This is a genomic window from uncultured Citricoccus sp. (assembly GCF_937871995.1).
Taxonomy (GTDB): Bacteria; Actinomycetota; Actinomycetes; order Actinomycetales; family Micrococcaceae; genus Citricoccus.
The window spans coordinates 1-20879 of record NZ_CALMQR010000119.1 but is presented as its reverse complement, the minus strand read 5'-3'; the positions used below and the strand labels follow the sequence as shown (position 1 = coordinate 20879).

21 protein-coding genes and 1 pseudogene are annotated in these 20879 nt (G+C 72.9%); 4 read left to right on the top strand and 18 right to left on the bottom strand.

Annotation, left to right across the window (positions count from 1 at the left end; genetic code table 11):
- Positions 1 to 47 precede the first annotated feature (47 nt).
- The 5 genes from Q0283_RS13820 to Q0283_RS13800 all read right to left on the bottom strand — a co-directional run bounded on the left by Q0283_RS13820 (position 48) and on the right by Q0283_RS13800 (position 2880).
- Positions 48 to 725, bottom strand: a complete 678-nt coding sequence (locus Q0283_RS13820) for a redox-sensing transcriptional repressor Rex (protein ID WP_183527740.1) — start codon at positions 723 to 725, stop codon at positions 48 to 50.
- The gene (locus tag Q0283_RS13815; protein ID WP_298045142.1) at positions 722 to 976 is read right to left on the bottom strand and encodes a glutaredoxin family protein; all 255 of its coding nucleotides are present in this window, start codon (positions 974 to 976) and stop codon (positions 722 to 724) included. Before Q0283_RS13815 ends, Q0283_RS13820 begins: the two co-directional genes overlap by 4 nt.
- Positions 977 to 1053: 77 nt before the next feature.
- On the bottom strand, positions 1054 to 1152 hold the full coding sequence (locus tag Q0283_RS13810) for a 30S ribosomal protein bS22 (RefSeq protein WP_005504750.1): 99 nt from the start codon (positions 1150 to 1152) through the stop codon (positions 1054 to 1056).
- Positions 1153 to 1289: 137 nt separating this feature from the next.
- Positions 1290 to 1481, bottom strand: a complete 192-nt coding sequence (locus tag Q0283_RS13805) for a helix-turn-helix domain-containing protein (RefSeq protein ID WP_050813571.1) — start codon at positions 1479 to 1481, stop codon at positions 1290 to 1292.
- Between the two features lie 169 nt (positions 1482 to 1650).
- Complete coding sequence (locus tag Q0283_RS13800) at positions 1651 to 2880, bottom strand: acetoin utilization protein AcuC (RefSeq protein ID WP_298045141.1); 1230 nt, start codon at positions 2878 to 2880, stop codon at positions 1651 to 1653.
- Positions 2881 to 2968: 88 nt separating this feature from the next.
- On the opposite strand from Q0283_RS13800, the gene Q0283_RS13795 reads away from it, so the two are divergent.
- The gene (locus tag Q0283_RS13795) at positions 2969 to 4477 is read left to right on the top strand and encodes a TrkH family potassium uptake protein (RefSeq protein WP_298045145.1); all 1509 of its coding nucleotides are present in this window, start codon (positions 2969 to 2971) and stop codon (positions 4475 to 4477) included.
- Complete coding sequence (locus Q0283_RS13790; RefSeq protein ID WP_010143119.1) at positions 4470 to 5141, top strand: TrkA family potassium uptake protein; 672 nt, start codon at positions 4470 to 4472, stop codon at positions 5139 to 5141. Before Q0283_RS13795 ends, Q0283_RS13790 begins: the two co-directional genes overlap by 8 nt.
- Here Q0283_RS13790 and proC read toward each other — a convergent pair.
- The 7 genes from proC to Q0283_RS13755 all read right to left on the bottom strand — a co-directional run bounded on the left by proC (position 5138) and on the right by Q0283_RS13755 (position 14054).
- Positions 5138 to 5947, bottom strand: coding sequence for a pyrroline-5-carboxylate reductase (proC, locus tag Q0283_RS13785; RefSeq protein WP_298045144.1), 810 nt, complete (start codon positions 5945 to 5947; stop codon positions 5138 to 5140). The genes Q0283_RS13790 and proC overlap by 4 nt on opposite strands.
- Positions 5948 to 5955: 8 nt before the next feature.
- Positions 5956 to 6771, bottom strand: coding sequence for a sugar phosphate isomerase/epimerase (locus Q0283_RS13780; protein WP_298045143.1), 816 nt, complete (start codon positions 6769 to 6771; stop codon positions 5956 to 5958).
- 256 nt (positions 6772 to 7027) lie between these two features.
- Complete coding sequence (locus Q0283_RS13775; RefSeq protein WP_183527748.1) at positions 7028 to 8056, bottom strand: Ppx/GppA family phosphatase; 1029 nt, start codon at positions 8054 to 8056, stop codon at positions 7028 to 7030.
- Positions 8057 to 8058: 2 nt separating this feature from the next.
- Positions 8059 to 10806 (bottom strand): type I DNA topoisomerase, encoded by a 2748-nt coding sequence (gene topA, locus Q0283_RS13770; protein WP_183527750.1) that lies wholly within the window; start codon positions 10804 to 10806, stop codon positions 8059 to 8061.
- Positions 10807 to 10881: 75 nt separating this feature from the next.
- Positions 10882 to 11529 carry a helix-turn-helix domain-containing protein gene (locus Q0283_RS13765; protein WP_010143114.1) on the bottom strand — a complete coding sequence of 216 codons (648 nt, stop codon included), beginning with the start codon at positions 11527 to 11529 and terminating at the stop codon, positions 10882 to 10884.
- Positions 11530 to 11574: 45 nt separating this feature from the next.
- Positions 11575 to 13161 carry a methyltransferase gene (locus tag Q0283_RS13760; protein ID WP_255459476.1) on the bottom strand — a complete coding sequence of 529 codons (1587 nt, stop codon included), beginning with the start codon at positions 13159 to 13161 and terminating at the stop codon, positions 11575 to 11577.
- A complete protein-coding gene (locus Q0283_RS13755) occupies positions 13158 to 14054 on the bottom strand; it encodes a rhodanese-related sulfurtransferase (RefSeq protein WP_298045140.1) in 897 nt (298 codons plus the stop codon). The genes Q0283_RS13760 and Q0283_RS13755 overlap by 4 nt, the downstream gene beginning before the upstream one ends.
- A gap of 136 nt (positions 14055 to 14190) precedes the next feature.
- On the opposite strand from Q0283_RS13755, the gene Q0283_RS13750 reads away from it, so the two are divergent.
- Both Q0283_RS13750 and Q0283_RS13745 read left to right on the top strand, forming a co-directional pair.
- The gene (locus Q0283_RS13750) at positions 14191 to 14904 is read left to right on the top strand and encodes a GNAT family N-acetyltransferase (RefSeq protein ID WP_183527755.1); all 714 of its coding nucleotides are present in this window, start codon (positions 14191 to 14193) and stop codon (positions 14902 to 14904) included.
- Positions 14905 to 14987: 83 nt separating this feature from the next.
- A complete protein-coding gene (locus tag Q0283_RS13745; protein WP_183527757.1) occupies positions 14988 to 17351 on the top strand; it encodes a DEAD/DEAH box helicase in 2364 nt (787 codons plus the stop codon).
- 8 nt (positions 17352 to 17359) lie between these two features.
- Here the strand turns inward: Q0283_RS13745 and Q0283_RS13740 are convergent.
- The 6 genes and pseudogenes from Q0283_RS13740 to Q0283_RS13715 all read right to left on the bottom strand — a co-directional run.
- Positions 17360 to 17590 (bottom strand): annotated as a pseudogene (locus tag Q0283_RS13740) (hypothetical protein); the annotation flags it as partial.
- Positions 17591 to 17634: 44 nt separating this feature from the next.
- A complete protein-coding gene (locus Q0283_RS13735; RefSeq protein WP_183527759.1) occupies positions 17635 to 18006 on the bottom strand; it encodes a TadE family type IV pilus minor pilin in 372 nt (123 codons plus the stop codon).
- Between the two features lie 75 nt (positions 18007 to 18081).
- Positions 18082 to 18351 (bottom strand): DUF4244 domain-containing protein, encoded by a 270-nt coding sequence (locus Q0283_RS13730; protein WP_183527761.1) that lies wholly within the window; start codon positions 18349 to 18351, stop codon positions 18082 to 18084.
- 196 nt (positions 18352 to 18547) lie between these two features.
- Positions 18548 to 18952, bottom strand: coding sequence for a type II secretion system F family protein (locus tag Q0283_RS13725; RefSeq protein ID WP_183527769.1), 405 nt, complete (start codon positions 18950 to 18952; stop codon positions 18548 to 18550).
- A gap of 1 nt (position 18953) precedes the next feature.
- Positions 18954 to 19565: a type II secretion system F family protein gene (locus Q0283_RS13720; RefSeq protein ID WP_183527771.1), complete on the bottom strand. Its 612-nt coding sequence runs from the start codon at positions 19563 to 19565 to the stop codon at positions 18954 to 18956.
- On the bottom strand, positions 19549 to 20790 hold the full coding sequence (locus tag Q0283_RS13715) for a TadA family conjugal transfer-associated ATPase (protein WP_298045139.1): 1242 nt from the start codon (positions 20788 to 20790) through the stop codon (positions 19549 to 19551). Before Q0283_RS13715 ends, Q0283_RS13720 begins: the two co-directional genes overlap by 17 nt.
- Between the last annotated feature and the right edge of the window lie 89 nt (positions 20791 to 20879).

Sequence of the window (20879 nt, the reverse complement as noted above, 5' to 3'; positions counted from 1 at the left end):
CGGGGACGGGCGCCTCACCCTGCCACTTGACAGACGTCCACTACATATCAGTCGACATGAAGTGCAGCCTGGTGGAACGCCAGGATCTGCAGCTCGGTGGACAGGTCCACGGCCCGGACGGACACGCCCTGCGGGACGGTCAACTCCACGGGTGCGAAGTTCAGCACCCCCTGGATCCCGGCAGCGACCAGGCGGTCCGCCAGGGACTGTGCGGCACCCGCGGGCACCGCCAGGATCGCCAGCCGGGCACGGGTGTCGGACACCACCTCCTCGAGGTCGTCCATGGACCGGACCACGCTGGGACCGCGGGCCTGTCCGATCACCCGGGGATCGGCGTCAAGCACGGCACAGATGCGCAGTCCCCGCTCGACGAAGCCGTCATACCCTGCCAGCGCCGAACCGAGGTGACCGGCGCCGACGAGGACGACGGGCTGGTCCTCGGCCAGCCCGAGGACCTGGCTGATCGCCCGCTGGAGGGCCCCCACCGGGTAACCGACCCCCGGGCGCCCCAGGTGTCCGAGCCCGGCCAGGTCCCTCCGGACCAGCGGGGAACCGACGCCAGTCCGCTCGGCCAGCACGACGGAGGACACGCGGGTGGCCCCCTCGGCGGCCAGGGCGGCCAGGGCACGGAGGTAGACGGGCAGCCGCCCCACGGTCCGGCGGGACAGCGAGGGTCCCGCGGTGCGTGCCTCGGGACCGGACCCGGTGGGAGGTCCCCCCGTCACGGGCGGTCCGCCCCCAGCAGGCGTTCCAGACGGACCGGGTCGATCCGCCAGAAGTCGCGCTGGACACCGTCCACCATCAGGACCGGGATCTCCTCGGCATGGCGCGCGGCCAGGTCCGGCTGCCCGGCGATGTCCACCTCCCGCCAGGGCACACCCAGCCGGCCGCAGACCTCCTCGACCACGGCGACCGCGTCGGCGCACAGGTGGCAACCGTCCTTGACCAGCAGGACCACATCAGGAGAACTCTTCACCCCGTCATCGTAGGCAGACGCAACGGGGCCGTCCTGCCTTGCGGCGGGACGGCCCCGGAAACGAGCGGAGACTCAGCTCACTTCTTGTTGCGGCGCTGGTGACGGGTCTTGCGAAGCAGCTTGCGGTGCTTCTTCTTGGACATACGCTTACGGCGCTTCTTGATCACAGAACCCATAGGGAAACCTCTTGCTTGGTTGGTGAACCGCCAGCAGACGACTGCTGACGATCCGGCGTCATAGGTCAAAACGTTCCCTAACACCTTACCCTGACCCGGGCCCGGGGAACGAACCGTGTGCGTTGGGGCGGCGGCGATCAGCCGCGGTGGTCCTCCGTGCCCGTGACACGGACCTCCGTGGTCCCGGTCTGGAGGATCTCCTCCACGGCGGCCTGGGGCACCCGATAGGAGCGCCCGAAGCGGACGGCGGGGAGTTCACCGGCGTGGATCATGCGGTAGACGGTCATACGAGACACCCGCATCATCTCCGCCACCTCCGTGACGGTCATGAATCGCGCTTCGGCGAAGGTACCGGCATCACCCACGGTGTGTTCCTCTTTTCCACTGGTGTCGACCGACGCCCGCCCCCCTCCCAGACGGGGCATCCTCGGGCGTCCTGTCGAATACTCGCCACACTCTAGTCACGGCGTGCACAGGATCAGAGTGTTCATCGGCGGGTCAGTCGAACCAGGGATCCAGTCCGTGGTACGGGAAGACCGCCTTGCGGGTCGCCATGATCGTCTGGTCGATCGCGTCCGAGGGGTCGTAGCCGACCTCCCAGGAACGCCACCACACGTCCACGCCGTCCGACATCAGGTGCGGGATCCCGCCCTGCTCCCGGGACTGGGAGAGATCCAGTCCCGCGGCCCGGGCGGCGTACCGACGCCACGTCTCGGGGATCTCCGCGTCCGTGCGCACCGGCCGGCCGGTCGCCACCGCCAGCAGGTGGCTCCAGGTCCGGGGCACCACCGAGAACGGGCTGTACCCTCCTCCGCCGGTGGCCAGCCAGCGGTCGTGGGCGAAGTCGGCGGCCCAGTCCGCGGCGTCCAGGGCGAGCTGGCGCTGGCCCTCCACGGACATCGTCAGGTTCGTCAGGGGATCCTCCCGGTGACCGTCGCACCCGTGCTGGGTCACCAGGGCGTCCGGGGCGAACACCCGCAACAACTGGGGCACCACCGCGTGCACGGCGCGCAGGAACCCGGAGTCCCCGGTCCCGGGGGGCACTGCCACGTTCACGGCGGTGCCCTGCGCGTTCGGGCCGCCGACGTCGTTGGCGAAGCCGGTGCCCGGGAACAGGGAGATCCCCGTCTCGTGCACGGAGATCGTCAGCACCCGCGGGTCGTGCCAGAACATCGACTCCACGCCGTCCCCGTGGTGGGCGTCCAGGTCCACGTAGGCCACCCGCTCGGCGCCCAGGTCCAACAGCCGCTGGATGGCCGCCGCGCAGTCGTTGTAGACGCAGAATCCGCTGGCCTGGCCGCGTGCCGCATGGTGCAGGCCACCGGCGATGTTGACCGCGTGCCTGACCTCGCCGGCCCAGATCGCCTCGGCCGCGGCCACGGAACCGCCGAGGATGCGGGCTGCCGCCTCATGCATGTGCGGGAAGACCGGGTTGTCGTCGCTGCCCAGTCCCATGTCCCGCCGGTGCTCCACCTCGCCCGAGCTCACGGAGCGCACCGCGCGGACGTACGCGGGATCGTGGACGGAGGCCAGGAGCTCGTCGGAGGCCACCTCGGGACGGATGATCCGCAGGCCCTCGCGGTCCATCAGCCCCAGCGCCTCGGCCAACCGGTGCGTCAGGTCCAGGCGGACCGGCGCCATCGGGTGGGCCCTGCTGAACTCATACTTCAGCAGCGCCTCGTCCCAGACGACGGCGGCGGGAACGCGATCAGGGGATGTGCTGGTCATCACTGACAGACTAGGCCTCCCGGCCCGGGACGCGCTCGTCATGACGCTCACCCCGCCTTCCGGTGACATGAGCGGTCGATGGAGGATGATGGTGGACGTGACCCGGCAGATACCCGTTCCCAGGCCCCGGCGGCGTGCCGCGGGACGGATCCCGACGCCGTCGTCCGGCCCCATGGTCCGCCCGGCCTCCGTGCCCCGCGGCCCATTGGCCCCCGTGGACGTCCCGGCCGGGCTGCGCGGCGCCGCGACGCGGTTGCGCAGGCTGGTCTCCACCGTTGCCGGCGCCTCCCCCGCGCGCGCCGCACTGTCGGCGTTCGCCCTCGTCACCGTGCTGTTCACGGCGCTGCTCTCGCTGCCGGCCGCCACCCAGAGCGGACGGGTCACCCCGTTCCACGACGCGCTGTTCGTGGCCACCTCGGCGGTCTCGGTGACGGGACTGACCACCGTCAACACCGCCGAGCACTGGAGCCTGCTCGGCCAGGCCATCATCCTCGTCGCGATCCAGGTCGGCGGCCTGGGCATCCTGTCCATGGCCGCACTGCTCTCCCTGGCGGTGTCCAAGCGGCTGGGCGTGCGCTCCAAGCTCATCACCCAGGAGGGGATGACGACCGGCCGGATCGGCGAGGTCGGTTCGCTGCTGCGGGTGGTCGTGCTGACCTCCCTGACGCTCGAGGGCCTCCTGGCCCTCGTGCTGGTCCCGCGCTTCATGGTGCACACCGGCTCGTTGTGGGAGGGCCTGTGGAACGGCGTCTTCTACGCCGTGTCCTCGTTCAACAACGCCGGTTTCGTGCTGCACGTGGACGGCCTGGAGTCCTTCATGGGCGATCCCTGGATCATCTGGACCATCATGGTGGGGGTCTTCGCCGGGGCCCTGGGCTTCCCGGTCGTCATGGTCCTGATGCAGCAGCGGTGGCACTACTCCCGGTGGAACCTGCACACCAAGCTCACCGTCAACACCACCCTGGCCCTGCTGGTGGGCGGGGCCGTGCTGATCGGGATCTTCGAGTGGAACAACGCCCAGACCCTGGGCCAGTTCGGGCCGGCCGGCCGCATCCAGTACGCCCTGTTCACCTCCGTCATGCCCCGGTCCGGCGGCTTCGCGGTGTTCGACATGAACGCCCAGTCCCCCGAGACGCTGCTGCTGACCGATGCGCTGATGTTCGCCGGCGGCGGCTCGGCCTCCACGGCCGGCGGCATCAAGGTCAGCACGATCGCCGTGATGTTCCTGGCCATCGTGGCCGAGGCCCGCGGCGACCGGGAGGTCACCGCGCACGGCCGCACGATCGCCCCCGAGTCGTTGCGCGTGGCCATCGCCGTCCTCGCGCTCGGCGCCACCCTCGTGCTGGTGGGCACCATGGCCCTCGTGGCGATCGCCGACGAGTCGCTGCAGCGGCCGCTGTTCGAGGTGCTGTCCGCGTTCGGCACGTGCGGCCTGACCACCGGCCTCAGCGAGGAGTTACCGCCCTCGGGCAAGTACGTGCTGGCGGCACTGATGTTCTCCGGCCGCGTTGGTACGATCACCTTCGCGTCCGCGCTGGCCCTGCGCCAGCGGCGCAACCTGTTCCGGTACCCCGAGGAAAGGCCGATCATTGGCTGAGAACCGTCCGGACCCCCATGCTCCGGTGCTGCTGATCGGCCTGGGTCGCTTCGGCGCGGCCGTGGGCGAGCAGCTCGTGGCCCAGGGACGCGAGGTGATGGCGATCGAGCGCGACCCCGCCCTCGTGCAGAAGTGGGCCGGGTCCCTGACCCACGTGGTCGAGGCCGACGCCACGGACATCGAGACCCTGCGCCAGCTCGGCGCCCAGGAGTTCGCCACGGCCGTGGTGGGCGTGGGCACCTCGATCGAGTCCTCCGTGCTGATCACCGTCAACCTCGTGGACCTGGGCGTGGACCACATCTGGGTCAAGGCCATCACCCCGGCCCACGGCAAGATCCTGCGCCGCATCGGTGCCCACCACGTGATCTTCCCCGAGCACGATGCCGGCGTGCGCGCCGCCCACCTGGTCGGGGGACGGATGCTGGACTTCATCGAGTTCGACGATGACTTCGCGATCGTCAAGATGTACCCGCCCACCGAGGCCGTGGGCTTCACCCTGGCCGAGTCCAACATCCGCGCCAAGTACGGGGTGACGATCGTGGGGGTGAAGACCCCGGGCGAGGACTTCACCTACGCGCAGCCGGACACCAAGGTCGGCCCCCGGGACACCCTGATCGTCTCCGGCCACACCGACCTGCTGGAGCGGTTCGCGGCCCGGCCCTAGTTCTCCTGGCTGATCTGCCGCCCGCGCTCCGCGGAGGCGCGCATGCCGTCCGCGATCAGCCGGGCCAGTCCCGCGTCCAGGAACGACTCGACGGCCGCCTCGGTGGTGCCGTTCGGGCTGGTCACGGCCCGCCGCAGCACGGCCGGGTCCACGTCCGGATCGGCCAGCATCCGCCCGGCGCCGGCCACGGTGGACCGGGCAAGCTCCTTCGCCAGCGGCTCGTCCAGGCCCAGTTCCGCGCCCCCCGCCGCCATCAGCTCGGCGAGCAGGAACGCGTAGGCCGGTCCGGAGCCGGAGACGGCGGCCACCGCGTCGATCTGGTCCTCGGCCACCCGGTGGACGGACCCGGAGCCGGCGAACAGCCGTTCGGCCATCTCCAGGTGCTCCTCCGTCGCGGTCCGGCCGCCGGCCAGCCCGACGGCGCCCATCCCCACGGTCAGCGGCGTGTTCGGCATCGTGCGCACCACCGGCTGGCCCTCGGGCAGGCTCTCCTCCATCGCCGCGGTGGTGATCCCCGCGGCCACGGAGACCACCACGGTCTCCGGTGCCAGCGCGGTCGAGATCTCCCGGCACAGGGTGCGGATGTACCTGGGCTTCACGCCCAGCACCACGACGTCGGCCCCCGAGGCGGCGTTTCGGTTCGCCTCGGGATCCCGCTCGGTGCAGCTCACGGCGATCCCGTGGCGCTCCTCCGCGGCGCGCGCGCTGTCCTCCGAGTGGACGGTGGCGCAGACCCCGGCCGGGTCCGTCCCGGCGGCCAGCATGCCGGCCAGGATGGCCCCGTTCATGTTGCCGAGTCCGAGCATCGCGATCTTCACTGGGCACTCCTTGCGGCCGCGCGCTCGACGCCGACGGCCAGGTGGTTGCGGGCGTATTCGAGGCAGTAGCCGAGCATCTCCTCGCGCTGGCCGGCGTACTTGGCCTTGCGGGTGCCGACCTCCACGCAGATGGCGCCGTCCCAGCCGGTCTCGCCGAGGAACTCGAGGCAGGCGGCCACCGGCTGGTCGCCGTCGCCGGGCAGCAGGTGCTCGTCCTTGCCGTTGGCGGTGCCGTCGGTGAGGTGGACGTGGCGCAACCGCTCCCCCAGCACCTGGAAGGCCTCAAGGGAGTCCTCCTGGGCGATCGCCGCGTGGGAGAAGTCCCACGTGACGTGCTCGTAGGCCTGCGAGACGGGGTCCCAGTGCGGCAGGTACATCTTGGCCTCGCGGGCGCCGGCGCGCCACGGGTACATGTTCTCCACGCAGATCTTCACGCCGGTGGCGTCCATGATCTCCTCGATCCCGGCCGCGAAACCGGAGGCGTAGTTGCCCTGCCAGCGGAACGGCGGGTGCGCCACCACGATCTCGGCCCCGACCTCTCGGGCCAGGTCCGCGCTCTTGGCCAGCTTGTTCCACGCCGAACCCCACACCTGCTGGGTGAACAGCAGCGTGGGGGCGTGGATCGAGTGGATCGGCATCCGGTGCTTCTGGGCCAACCGGTTCAGCAGCAGTCCGTCCTGGGACCACGAGTTGTGGGTGACCATGACCTCCACGGCGTCGTAGCCGAGGTCCTCGGCCGTGGCGAAGACGTCCTGGGTGCCCAGCGGGAACACGGAGGACGAGGACAGCGTGACGGGGATGTCCCGCGGCACCTGGGGCCCGACGTCGGGCGTGCCGGGCGGCTGGCGCGTGGACTCCAGGGCGGCGGCCAGCCGGCCGGGACCGAGGGCGGGCCGGGCGGCTCCGCCCAGCGTGGCGGTGGCGCCCTCACGCACCCGGGCCGGACGGGACTCGCGTTCGGCGACGGCCCCGCCCCAGGGACCGGTGTGGCGCTCGGCGTCGGACTCCCGCTCGGCGGCCGCGGCCGCGGCGGCCTGCTCCGCGCGTGCGGCGATCTCTTCAGCGCTCTCAGTCAACGGTCACCCCCACGGAGAAGCCCGGCAGCATCGGGTCCGGGTTGAGCCGGACGTTGCCGACACCCCGGACCGCCTCCTGGCCCAGGATTCCCTCCTGGACCAAGGCATCCAGCCTACGCATGATCAGCCCCTCGCGCAGTGCCCACGGGCAGATCTCGAGCTGCGCGATCCCGAACTGCTCCATCGCGGCCTCCGCGGCGATCCCGCCCGCGAGCATCTGGGCCGCGCGGACCTCGGAGACCCCGGGCAGCCCGGCCCGCTCCGCCGCCGTCATGGCCGCCATCCGGTTGACCCAGAGCTTGAGGTCCTCGATCCGCAGGTGCCGCTTGACGAACGGCCCGGCGGCCAGCGGCGCCGCCCCCGTGATCCGGGCCAGGGAGCGGAAGGTCTTGGAGGTGCCGGTCACCAGCACGGGGGCCGTCAGCGCGGGGAAGCCGCCCGCGGCCTCGGCCATGGTGACCCGGACGTACTTGCGCAGCTTCTTGACGGACTTGGGGGTGGGCGGGTCCGCGGGCAGCCAGTCCCTGGTCAGGCGGCCGGCGCCGAGCGGGATGGACGCCGCGTAGCTGGGCAGCTCGTCCGTGCCGTAGGCGATCTCGAACGAGCCGCCCCCGATGTCGAAGTTCAGGATGGACCCCACGTCCCAGCCCTGCCAGCGGCGGACCGCGAAGTAGGTCATGGCCGCCTCCTGGTCCCCCGAGAGCTCGGTCAGGTGCACCGAGGTCTCGCGGGTGACCCGGTCCAGGACCTCGGCGCCGTTGGCGGACTCGCGGATGGCCGAGGTGCAGAACGCGATCAGGTCCTCGGCCCCGTTGGCCACGGCGAAGCGCACCGCCTCCTGGATGAAGGTGACCAGGGCGTCCTGGCCGGAGGCCCTGATCCGTCCCTGATCGTCCTGGTGCTGCAGCAGGGACAGTGAGCGCTTGTGGTCCGCGTAGGCGGACGGACGGGCACCCGGGTGGGCGTCCACCAGCAGCAGGTGGACGGTGTTCGAGCCGATGTCCAGCACACCCAGGCGCATGGCTACTTCTTCGCCGTGCTCTTCGACCGCGCCGCCGGCTTGCGCGCCGGCTTCTTCGCCGGGCCCTTGGCCCGCTTGTCCGCCAGCAGCTCGTAGGCCTGCTGGGCGGTCAGCGACTCCGGGTCCATCGCCCGCGGCACGGTGATGTTCGTCTCGCCGTCCGTCACGTAGGGCCCGAAGCGGCCCTCCTTGACGACCACCTTCTTCCCCGAGACGGGGTCCTCGCCGAACTCCGCCAGCGGGGGCTTGGCCGCCCCGCGGCCGCGCTGCTTGGGCTGGGCGTAGATGTCCAGCGCCTGCTGGAGCGTGATGGTGAAGATCTGGTCCTCGGACTCCAGTGAGCGGGAGTCCGTGCCCTTCTTCAGGTAGGGGCCGAAACGCCCGTTCTGCACGGTGATCTCGGTGCCCTCGGCGTCCTGGCCCACCACGCGCGGCAGGCTCATCAGCCTCAGGGCGTCCTCGAGGGTGATCGTCTCCAGGGACATGGACTTGAACAGCGAGCCGGTGCGCGGCTTGACCTTGGCCGGCTTCTTCTTCGGCTTCGGCTTGCCGTTCTTGTAGTACTCGGTGGGCTGGGCCTCCATCCAGGCCTCCAGCTGCTCCTCGGTCATCTCCTCGATGACCTCGGTGACGTAGGGGCCGTAGCGGCCGTCCTTGGCCACGATCGTGCGCCCGCTCTCCGGGTCCACCCCGAGCACGCGCTCCGAGGGCCCCGCGGTGGCGAACAGCTCCTCGGCCTTGGCCGGGGTCAGCTCGTCCGGGGCCAGGTCCTCGGGGACGTTGGCGCGCTCCGGGTCGGTGCCCTCCGGGGCGTCCGCCGGCAGGTCCTTCTCCAGGTAGGGGCCGAACTTGCCCACGCGCAGGGTGATGCCCTCGGCCACGGGGATGGAGTTCACGGCCCGGGCGTCGATGTCGCCCAGGTTGTCCACCACGGCCTTGAGCCCCTCGGTGCCGGACTCCGCGCCGAAGTAGAAGGCCTGCAGCCAGGCCTCCCGCTGGAGCTCACCGGCGGCGATCCGGTCCAGGTCGTCCTCCATACGGGCGGTGAAGTCGTAGTCGACGTACCGGCCGAAGTGCTCCTCGAGCAGGCGGATGACGCTGAAGGCCGTCCAGGACGGGACCAGGGCGTTGCCGCGCTTGGTCACGTAACCGCGGTCCATGATCGTGGAGATGGTCGGCGCGTAGGTGGACGGCCGGCCGATCTCGCGCTTCTCCAGCTCGGCGACGATGGACGCCTCGGTGTACCGCGGCGGCGGGCTGGTCTCGTGGCCGGAGGCGATGACGTCCCGGCCCGTGAGGGACTGGCCGGCGGCCAGGTCCGGCAGGCGCTTGTCCTTGCCCTCCGGCTTCTCCGACTCGGTGTCCCGGCCCTCTTCGTAGGCGGCCAGGAAGCCGGGGAAGGTGATGACCGTGCCCGAGGCCGTGAACCCGGCGACCTCGCCGCCGGTGGCGGTCCCGGAGAGCTTCACGGTGGCCGTGTAGCCCTTGGCGTCGGCCATCTGGGAGGCGATGGTGCGCTTCCAGATCAGCTCGTAGAGGCGGAACTCGTCCCCGCGCAGCGCACCGGAGACCTGGCCGGGGGTGCGGAAGGAGTCACCGGCGGGGCGGATGGCCTCGTGGGCCTCCTGCGCCGAGTCGTTCTTCGCCTTGTACACGCGCTTGGCCTGCGGGATGGACTCCGGGCCGTAGAGCTCCGTGGCCTGCCGGCGGGCCGCGGTGATCGCCTCGTCCGAGAGCATCACCGAGTCCGTACGCATGTAGGTGATGTAGCCGTTCTCGTACAGCCGCTGCGCCACCTGCATGGTGACCCGCGAGGAGAACCGCAGCTTGCGCGAGGCCTCCTGCTGCAGCGTGGAGGTGGTGAACGGGGCCGCCGGGCGGCGGGTGTAGGGCTTGTCCTCCACCGAGTCCACGGTGAACGCCGCGCCCTGCAGGCCCTCGGCCAGGGCGGTCGCGGTGGCCTCGGTCAGCGTGGCGACCTTGCCCTCGGCGGAGTCCTTGAGCACCCCGCGGTCCGTGAAGTCCCGGCCGCTGGCGATCCGCCGGCCGTCCACGGTGGCCAGCCGGGCGGTGAAGGACTCCCCCGCGCCGGGGCCCTCCTGTGCGGTGAACGTGCCGTCCAGGTCCCAGTACGAGGCCGGGACGAACGCCATGCGCTCGCGCTCGCGCTCGACGACGAGCCGGGTGGCCACGGACTGCACGCGACCTGCCGACAGGCCACGGGCCACCTTGCGCCACAGCACCGGGGAGATCTCGTAGCCGAAGAGCCGGTCCAGGATGCGGCGGGTCTCCTGGGCGTCCACGAGGTCGGCGTCGATCTCGCGGATGTTCTCCAGGCCGCGGGCGATGCCCTCCTTGGTGATCTCCGTGAAGGTCATCCGGTAGACGGGGACCTTGGGCTTGAGCTCCTGCAGCAGGTGCCAGGCGATGGCCTCGCCCTCGCGGTCGGCGTCCGTGGCGAGGTAGAGGGCGGAGGCGTCCTTGAGCTCGCGCTTGAGCTCGGTGACCCGCTTCTTCTTGTCCGGGTACACCACGTAATAGGGCTCGAAGCCGTTGGTGGTGTCCACGGCGAACTTGCCGTACGGGCCCTTCTTCATGTCGGCCGGCAGGTCCGAGGGCTGCGGGAGGTCCCGGATGTGACCGGCCGAGGCATCCACCACCCATCCCTCGCCCAGGTACTTGGCGATGGACTTGCTCTTGGCGGGGGACTCCACGATGACGAGTTTGGTCCCGTCGACCTTCTCTGACACTCAGGCTCCTTCTCGGTCGCCGGGCGGACCGCCCGGTGCCCCTCTAATGTAACGGCACCGGCGACCGCTGCCGGATCAGGCCGTGTCGGCGGGGCCGGGCGCCGCGTCGGCGAGGACGGAGACCAGGTAGTAGACGCGCTCGGCGTCCACGGAACGCTCCGAGGCGGGGTTGAGCTCCTCGAACTCGTCGATCAGGGCCGCCAGGCGGGACTGGAACTCCGCCCGCTGCTGCGAGTCGACGAAGATCATCCCGGTGGACAGCACCGGCGGACGGCGGACCTCCGCGGACCGTTCGGCCTCCTTGTCCTCCGCCTCGCGGCGGGCGACCTCCTTCATGATCCGGTCGCGGAAGGTGTTGAGCTGGACGTCGATGAACGCCAGCTTGGAGGTCGGGGTGTGGTTCAGCGAGTCCACCAGCAGGGAGTACCCGGCGGCCTTCCACCGCCGCTCCCGGCCGTCCCCCTCCGAGGGCGAACGCTCGACGAAGCCGTACTTCTCCAGGGCGCGCAGGTGGTAGCTCATGGCCGAGGGCGAGAGACCGCAGCGGGAGGCCAGCTCGGTGGCCGTGCGGGTGGACTGGGACGCGTACAGCTCCTCGAGTGCCTCCAGCCGGGCCTCGTGGGCCAGCGCCCGGATGGCCTGCGGGTCGGAGATGACGACGGGCCGGCGCCCGCCCTGGTCCGACTCGCTCCCGGGGGCCGGAGCGGTCTCAAGTTCGGTCATGGACAGACATTCTAGGCAGGTGTTTCACATTTCGCGTGAGGTGCTTCACACTGCCTCGAGAAACCCCTCCAGGAGCAGGTGCCGCACGGCCTCCGTCAGGGCACCCTCGGCCTCGGCGTCCAGCTCCAGCAGCCCCGCGACGGCCCCGGTCAGCTGGCCGACGGTGAACTCGCCGTCCGCCGCCGAGAGGAAACCGGCGGTGGCGGTGTCCAGGTGGGCCACCCGGCGGAACCCGCCGCCCTGGCGGGCCAGGATGACCTCGGGGTGCTCGGCGCCGAACCGCTGGTGCCTCTCCTCCGTGACGTCCGCCGGGACCCGCACGTGCAGTCCGGCCAGGGGCCGCCCCTCCACGAGGTCCCACCGCTGCACCGCCGCGCCCCAGGCCGGGCCCAGGGGCTGCTGCAGCTCGCCCTGGAGGTCCTCGGCCCGGACCCGCCCGGCCCGCGGGGCCTCCGGGCGGCGCAGCCACAGGTAACCGAACCCCACGGCGGCCACGCCCCGGGCGTCGAAGTCCTCCAGGTAGCGCCGGTAACCGGCCGCGTAGCCGGCCGGGTCGTACTGCTCGGAGGAGTCCTGCAGCCACGTCTCGGCGTAGCGGGCCGGATCGGCCACGTCGCGCTGGATGAGCCAGGCGTCGGTGCCGGCCGGGATCCAGTCGCGCAACCGGGCGTCCCAGCCGCCGTCCGCGTCGTGGAGTTCCCAGTTGCCCAGCAATTGCGCCGTCCCGCCCGGTTCCAGGTGGCCCGGCAGCCGGCGCACGAGGTCGGCGAGCAGCCGGTCTCCCTCCCGGCCGCCGTCGCGGTAGGTGTTGATGCCGTCCGCGTCGCCCGCCGTGCGCGGCGTGATGACGAACGGCGGGTTGGAGACCACCAGGTCGAACCGCTCCCCGGCCACCGGGTCCAGCAGGTCCCCGGCCCGGAGGGTGACCCGCCCGCCCGGGGCGAAGGGGTCCTCGTCCGGGTCCAGGCCCAGCGCCCCGGCGTTGAGCACCAGGTTGAAGGCGGTGAAGTCCAGGGCGCGCCCGGACAGGTCCGTGGCCGTGACGTGCCCGGCGTGCGCGAGCAGGTGCAGGGTCTGGATGCCGCAGCCGACCCCGAGGTCCAGGGCCCGGGCGACCGGCCGGCGGATGACGTTCCCGGCCAGGGTCAACGAGGCCCGCCCGATGCCCAGGACGTGCCAGGGCGGCAGCACGCCGCGGGTCTGCAGTGCGGTCTGGTCGCTGGCGATCCACGCCTCGCCGAGGTCATCCGCGGAGTAGGGCGACAGGTCCACGACGGGGTGGAAGTGCCCCTCGCCGATCCGGCCGAGGTTCAGTCCCACCGCCCCGCCGGCGCCCAGCGAGGGCAGCGCGGCGTCCAGCGCCGCGACCGGCACCGCGTCGCCGAGCATCCAGCAGGACACGACGGCGGCGAGCGCGCGCTGGGAGGCGGGGGCGCCGTCGTCGTCCAGCACCTGGGCCACGCGCCGCCGGGCAGGCTCGGCCTGCTCGCGGTCCAGCGCGGCGCCGGCCGTCTCCCCGAGCAGGTCCCCGACCGCGTCCGTGGTGTAGGGCAGGGCGCGCAGGCCGGCCGCGAGGCGGGTGATCGCGTCCCGGTCCCGGCCGGGCGGCGGGGGTTCGTGCATCTGGGTCATGCGTCCATTGTGCATACCGCGCAGACCCGGTCCGGGGCGGCCTCGGCACAGCCGTCGCAGACGGTGTCCAGCGTCTTGCAGGAGGCATCGGCGCAATTGCGCAGTTCGGCGGTCGGCGTCCCGCACAGGCTGCAGCGGCCGACGACGGCGGCCCGGTCGGAGAACTCCACGCGCATCCGGCGGTCGAAGACGGCCAGCGAGCCCTCCCACAGCCCGGCGTCCCCGAAGGCCTCGCCGTAGCGGACGATCCCGCCATCCAGCTGGTAGACCTCGCCGAAGCCGCGGTGGTGCATCAGGGCCGTCAGCACCTCGCAGCGGATGCCGCCGGTGCAGTAGGTGACCACCGGCTGGTCCTTGAGGTGGTCGTACTTGCCGGAGTCCAGTTCGGCCACGAAGTCGCGCGTGGTCGTGGTGTCCGGCACGACGGCGTCGCGGAACCGGCCGATCTTGGCCTCCACCGCGTTGCGCCCGTCGAAGAACACCACGGGGGTGCCGGCGTCGCGCTTCTCGGCGACGAGGCGGTGCAGCGCCTGTGGGTCCAGGTGGGTGCCCGTGTCCCGCACCCCGTCCGCGGTGACGGTGACCTCCCCGGGGACGTCGAAGGCGACCAGTTCGGGCCGGACCTTCACGGAGAGCCGGGGGAAGTCCTCGGCGGACCCGTCCGACCACTTGACCTCCAGGCCGGCGAACGGCGGATAGGTCCGGGTGGTCCTGACGTACTGCTTCACCGCGTCGATCGGCCCGCCGACCGTGCCGTTGATGCCGTGGGGGGCCACGATGATCCGGCCGGTCAGTCCCCAGCGTTCGGCCAGGGCGTGCTGCCAGAGTCGCACGGCCTCGGGGTCGGCCACGGGGGCGAAGCGGTAGTAGAGGGCGATCTTGGACTGGCTCACCGCTCCAAGGGTAGTGGGACGCGGCCGGGTGGTTGCCAGGGTCGGCGGCGGGCTGCAGACTACCCCCAGGTGACGTTTTGGACCGGGAGAGGTTATGCCCGTGCGGTCCCCCGACGTCACGGGATAGTCTCTTGCCATGACTTCTGCCCTGAACGACGCTCTGGTCAGCACGTGGGTCACCGGGTGGTCCCGGTGCCGCGACTACGAGGTACGCCACGACGGCCCCGTCCACGCCTCGCTGCGCACCGGGCACCAGTCCACGGACGGCCAGGACTGGGAGTACGTTCTCGCCAATCCCGATGAGGACGCCCTGACGGCCGCCTCGGTCGAGGTCCAGCAGCACCCGGGCCGGCTGCTCACCGTGGTGGGCACCGCCCCGGCCATCCCGGAGGGCGTGCCGCTGAAGCGGGTCTCCACGGGCGAGAAGCTCATGGTGGTGGACATGACCGGCCAGGACGTCGAGGCACCGATCGTGCCGGAGGAGTTCGAGGCCGCGATCGAGCGCAACGAGCCGGACTGGTTCCTGCTGACCATCACCTCCACGGACCAGCACTCCGCCGGGGCCGGCGCCGTGGCCGCCCGGGGCCGGGTGGCCGCCGTGGACGGCTACGCGGTGTTCGACCGGATCTGGACCTCTCCCGAGTTCCGCCGTCAGGGCCTGGGCTCGCTCGTCATGCGCTACCTGGCCTCCCTCGCCCTCGAGCACGACGTGCAGGAGGGCCTGCTGGTGGCCGGCGCCGAGGGACAGGCCCTGTACGGGCACCTGGGCTGGACCGAGCTGGCGGACGTCACCGTCTTCGGGGCCCTCGAGGACCACACCGAGAACCCCTCCCACTCGGACCTCAGCTGAACCCTCCCGTCCGGACCGACGATCCCCGGGACGCCGAGGCCCTGGCCCGGGCCCTGGGGAGGCCGTCCGTCCCCGGCCAGCTGGTGCACGTGCGCTACCTTCCGGAGCGTCCGGCGCGGACCGAGCCGTGGCCCGAGGGCACCCCGGAGGGCCTGGTGCAGGCCTTCGGAGGCTCGGGCGTGCTCGAGCCGTGGCACCACCAGGTCGAGGCCGCCCGGCTCGCCGCCTCCGGTCGGCACGTGGTGCTGGCCACCGGCACCGCCTCCGGCAAGTCCCTGGGCTACCAGCTCGCGGCCGGCACCGCCCTGGCCGATGACCCTGCCGGGACCGTGCTGTACCTCTCCCCCACCAAGGCCCTCGCCGCGGACCAGCTCGTCGCCTGGCGCGCCCTGGCCCGGGACGGGGCCGGCTGGCTGCGCCCGTCCCCCTATGACGGGGACACCGCCCCGGCGGACCGTTCCTGGGCCCGGGACCACGCGAACGTGCTGCTGACGAATCCGGACATGCTGCACATCGGGATCCTGCCCCACCACGAGCGCTGGGGCCGGTTCTTCCGCCGGCTGCGGTACGTCATCGTGGACGAGGCGCACGTGTACCGGGGGGTGTTCGGTTCCCACGTGGCGGTGCTGCTGCGCCGGCTGGCCCGGGTCTGCGCGCACTACGGTGCGGGGCCGGTGTTCATCGGCGCCTCCGCCACCAGCGCGGACCCCGCCGGGTCGTTCACCCGGCTGATCGGGGCGGACGCCGTGGCCGTCACCGAGGACGCCTCGCCCCACGGTGCGGTGACGGTCGGGTTCTGGGAACCCGAGCTGACGGACGCGCGCGGTGAGAACGGTGCCCCGGTGCGCCGTTCGGCCACCGCGGAGTCGGCCGGGATGATGGCGGACCTCGCCGTGGCCGGGACCCGGACCATCGCCTTCATCCGGTCCCGGCGCGGTGCGGAGGCCATGGCCTCCGCCGCCAAGCGGGAGCTCGCGGAGGTGGACCCGTCCCTGCCCCCGCGGGTGGCGGCCTACCGCGCCGGCTACCTGCCGGAGGAGCGTCGCGAGGTGGAGACCGCCCTGCGCACGGGACGGCTGCTGGGGGTGGCCTCCACCCCGGCCCTGGAGCTGGGCATCGACATCGCCGGGCTCGACGCGGTGCTGGTGGCCGGCTGGCCCGGGACGCGGGCCTCGTTCTTCCAGCAGGTGGGGCGGGCGGGCCGGGCCGGCCAGGAGTCCCTGGCCGTGTACGTGGCCGGTGACGACCCCCTGGACACCTTCGTGGTGCACCATCCGGAGGCGGTGTTCGAGCTCGCCGTGGAGGACTCGGTGACGGACCCGTCCAACCCGCACATCCTGGCCCCCCACCTGTGTGCCGCGGCCGCCGAGCTGCCGCTGGTCCCGGACGGCCTGGCGGCCTTCGGAGAGCCCGGCCACGTGCGCGGCCTCGTGGACCGGCTCGTGGCGGAGGGCTACCTGCGACGCCGGCCGGCCGGCTGGTTCTGGACCCATCCCGAGCACGCGGCGGCCCTGGTCTCCCTGCGGGACGACGGCGGCGGCCCGGTGGACATCATCGACGCGGACACCGGGGCGGTGCTGGGCACCATGGGCTCGCCGCAGACCCACTACCAGGCGCACCCCGGGGCGGTGTACGTGCACCAGGACCGGACCTACCTGGTGGAGGACCTCGACGAGGACGCCCACGCGGTCCTGGTGACACGGGCCTGGCCGGAGTACTACACCCAGGCCCGGGACATCACGGAGATCGAGGTCCTGGACACGGTCCGTCGTCGCGACGGCGGTGACCTGCAGTGGTGCACGGGGCCCGTGAAGGTCACCACCCAGGTGGTCTCCTTCCAGCGCAAGGCGCTGGTCTCGGGCGAGGTGCTGGGCGAGGAGCCCCTGGAGCTGTCGGCCCGGGAGCTGTTCACCACCGCGGTCTGGTTCCATTGCCCGTCGGAGCACCTGGTGGCCGCCGGGTTGACGATGGACCGGCTGCCCGGCGCCCTGCACGCCGCCGAGCACGCGATGATCGGCCTGTTGCCGCTGGTGGCCTCCAACGACCGTTGGGACATCGGCGGGGTCTCCATGGCACTGCACCCGGACACCGGCGAGCCCTCGGTGTTCGTCTACGACGGCCACCCCGGGGGTGCCGGCTTCGCGGAGCGGGGGTTCGCCCAGGCGGAGGTCTGGCTCCGGGCGACCCTGGACACGGTCCGCTCCTGCGCCTGTGCCGACGGCTGCCCGTCCTGCGTGCAGTCCCCCAAGTGCGGCAACCGCAACAATCCCCTGGACAAGGACGGGGCGGGCACGCTCCTGGCCTTCGTCCTGGACCGGTTGCGGGGTCATCCGGTCGAGGACGTCGACGGGGCGGGAGGCGTCGGAGAGGCCGAGGACTCCCAGGCGACCGGTGGCGGGCCGGCCCGGGAGACGCCCTCGGCGGGCCAGGGCAGCGGCGAGGCGTAGCGGACCCGCACCAGGACGGTGCCGCCGTCGGCCCTCGAGCACCCGGTGAGCCGGCCGCCGTGACGCCCGGTGACCTCCCCCGCGAGCGCGCAGGGGTCCGCCGCGACCAGCCCTCGCGCGGCGTCTGCGGCGGCGAGGGCGGCGAGGTCCGCGGCGGCCGAGGCCCGGACCGCGGTGGCGCCGAGGAAGGCGAACACGAACGCGGTCGCCGCGGCCAGCAGGACCAGGGTGGTGAACACGGTGAGCAGCACCGTCACCGCACCGGCGCCCCGGTCGCCGGTGATCACGGCGCTCCAGCGGGAGGCACGACCCACTGGTCCGGAGCGTGGGCGGTCGCCTCGAGTTGCCAGCCGTCCCACCAGCCCAGCGGACCGGGTGGGGTGTGGGCGAGCGTCACGGTGACCCAGCCGGGGGTGCGGGAACTGCTCAGCCGGGCGCCGTCACCGGCCATGCGCCGGGCGGTGCCGATGGCCTGGGCGTCCGTCTCCCCGCGGGCCAGTTCGCGCACGGTGGCGGCAGCGGCCTCCTCCAGGCGGATCTGCTGCAGCGTGGCGGCCCCGGCGAGCAGGGCCCCGGCCAGGACCACGGCGGCACCCGGCAGCAGCACGGCGTACTCGGCGGTGACCGATCCTCGCTCGGACGGTGATGGATGCACGAGGGCCTCCCGGGCTGGGCTTCCGTGGCCCTCCGGCGCGGGCCGGAGGACCACGGGAGCGGTGGCGGTGGTCCGTCAGCCGAAGCTGAGGGCGTTCTTGACGATGTCCAGCAGCAGGCCCTGGACGTCGGCGCCGGCCAGGACGACGGCGAGGACTCCGGCGAAGCCCACGGCGGCCAGCGTGACGATGCCGTACTCGGCGGTCTGTGCCCCGGTCTCGTCGGACCAGTCGAGCACAGGCACGGGGGCCTGCGCGGGGGTCTGGGCGGGGTTGTGGGCGGGGTTGTGGGCGGGGCCCGGGGCCGTGCCCGGAGCGATGTCCGCGGTGGCGGGTGAGGGGTTCATGGTGTCTCCTTGGGTTCTTCGTGGGTTCATCTTGGGTTCTTCTGGGGTGTGTCGCGGTGGATGGGACGGGTGGATTCGGCCGCCCGCCTCCAGACTGCTGGCGGGGGCTCCGGCGTGGGGTCCTCAGGGGCGCCGGTTCTGGACGGGTCGCGGACACCGGTGCGGTGTGGAGGAGCGGTCAGTCCCCAGACCGCCCCTAGGGAAGCAGTGCCAGCACCAGGGGGACGATGCCCAGGCACAGGAAGGAGGGCAGCTGGCAGAGCCCGAGGGGCAGCACCAGGCGCGTGGCCAGTTCGGCAGCGCGCTGCTCGGCCCTGCGCCGCCGGTTGCGCCGGAGGGAGGTGGCCGTGGACCGCAGCAGGGCCGCGGTCGGGGCCCCGGTGTGGTGGGCGAAGCGCAGTTCCCGGGCGAGTTCCCGCAGGTCCTCGTCCTGCGTCTCCCAGGCCTCGTCCCAGTCCACGCCGAGGCGCAACAGGGCGGCGACGCGGCGCAGCGGTGCCGCCCCGGGCAGGTGCGCCCCCAGCAGGTCCAGGGCGGGAACGAGCCCCTGCCCGCTCTCCAGCAGTCCGGCCAGCAGGTCCAGGGCCAGCGCCGCGTCCACGTCAGGCCCCGTCCTCTGCCCGGCGGGCCAGGGCACGGGTCCAGAGGTGCCCGACGACGGCGAGCGCCGCCCCGGTGCCCACCACGAGCCAGCCCAGCGGGCCGGCCAACAGCTCCGTGGGCGGGGCCCCGACGAGCGCGGACAGCCCCAGGCCCGCCACGGGCAGCAGCCCGAGCAACCGGGCCGTGGACCTCGGACCGGCCGAGGCCGCCTCACGGGCCTGATGGGCGTCCTGACCGTCCTCCAAGGCGTCGGCGAGCCGCTCCAGCAGCCCGGCCAGGGGAACCCCGGCCTCCCGGGAGACCGCCAGGCACCCGGTGAGCTGTTCCCAGTGCCGGCCGGCCTCCTCGTGCCCGGGCGGCCGGCCGAGCAGGACCGCGGTGTCCGCGTCCACCAGGGCGTGGTGCAGGCAGCACCCGGGGCGCCGGGTGCCCGACCGGCAGGGATCGTGGAGTCCGGCCAGTTCGGCCCAGACACCCTCGGTCCTCCGGCCCGCCTGCAGCAGGGCCGCGGCCTGGCGCAGCAGGGTGATGAACTCCTCCGTCTGGTGCTCGCGCCGCCGTCGGGCCGCGCCGGGGAGCAGGCGACGCAGCGGCTCACCGGTCCAGCGCATGGCGTCCTCCGCTCCGGGTGGACCCGGTCAGGGCCTCCAGCGCATCCAGTCCCGGGCCGAAGCACAATCCCTCCGCGGTGGCGGTGATCGCCGGCACGACGCGCAGGGTGCGGGCCTCCGCACCCTCCGGGCGGTCCAGGACGGCCAGTTCCACGGGGCGGCGGCCGGCGGCTGTGCGCTCCACGTGCAGGACGGCGTCGACCGCGCTGGCGGCCTGCAGGGCCGTCGCCTCGGGTCCGAGCCCGGCCAGGGCGCCCATGGCCTGGAGCCGGGCCGGGACGTCCCGGGCGGAGTTGGCGTGCACGGTGCCGGCCGCACCGCGGTGTCCGGTGTTCATGGCCGCCAGGAAGTCGGCCACCTCGGCACCGCGGCACTCACCCACCACGAGCCGGTCCGGCCGCATCCGCAGCGCCTGGCGGACGAGGTCGGCCAGGCTGACGGCACCGGAGCCCTCGGCGTTGCCGGGGCGGGCCTGCAGGGAGACCACGTGACCGTGGGCCGGCCGCAGCTCCCGGGTGTCCTCCACGGTGATGATCCGCTCGTCCGCGGGGACCTCGGCGAGCAGGGCGCCGAGCAGGGTGGTCTTGCCCGACCCCGTGGCCCCGCTGATGAGCAGGTTGGCCCGGACCGCCAGCACGTGGCGCAGCACGGACAGCCACCGCTCACCGTGGGGCCACCGCCCGGCCAGCCGGTCCAGCGCCGGCGGCTCGGGCGCTGGCAGTCGCACGCTGATCTGGGGTCCGCCGGTGGTGATCGGGGGCAGGACCGCGTGCACCCGGGCACCGGCGACCTGAGCGTCCCCGTAGGGCTGTCCCTCGTCCAGGCGGCGCCCGTCCTGGGCCAGCAGTCGCACCGCCAGCTGCCGGGCCTCGGAGGGGGCCAGCCTCTGTCCCGTGCGCCGCAGACCCTCGGCCCCGTCCGTCCACACGGCCCCCTCCGCGTCGACCAGGACGTCCGTGACTCCGGGACCGCGTGCCGGTTCCGCCAGCGGACCGAGGCCGGTGAGCCCGTCGGCCAGGACCGTCATCTGCCGGGCAGCCTCCTCGGGCGTGTGGACGGGCAGGTGACGCCGGACGGCCTCGCCGAGCAGTTCCGGGGGCAGGTCCACGCCCCCGGAGCCGGACTGCCGGGTCCCGGACGCGGCCACGCGCGCGGCCAGCCAGCGACGTGCCCTCTCCTGCCGGGACGGCGACGGCGGCCGCGACGGCGCCCAGCCGCGGCTCACCGCCGGACCCCGGCGGGATCACGGGACAGCAGGGAGGCCAGCCGCGCGGCCAGGTCGAGGGAGACCCTACGGCGGGCGGACCGGGCCCA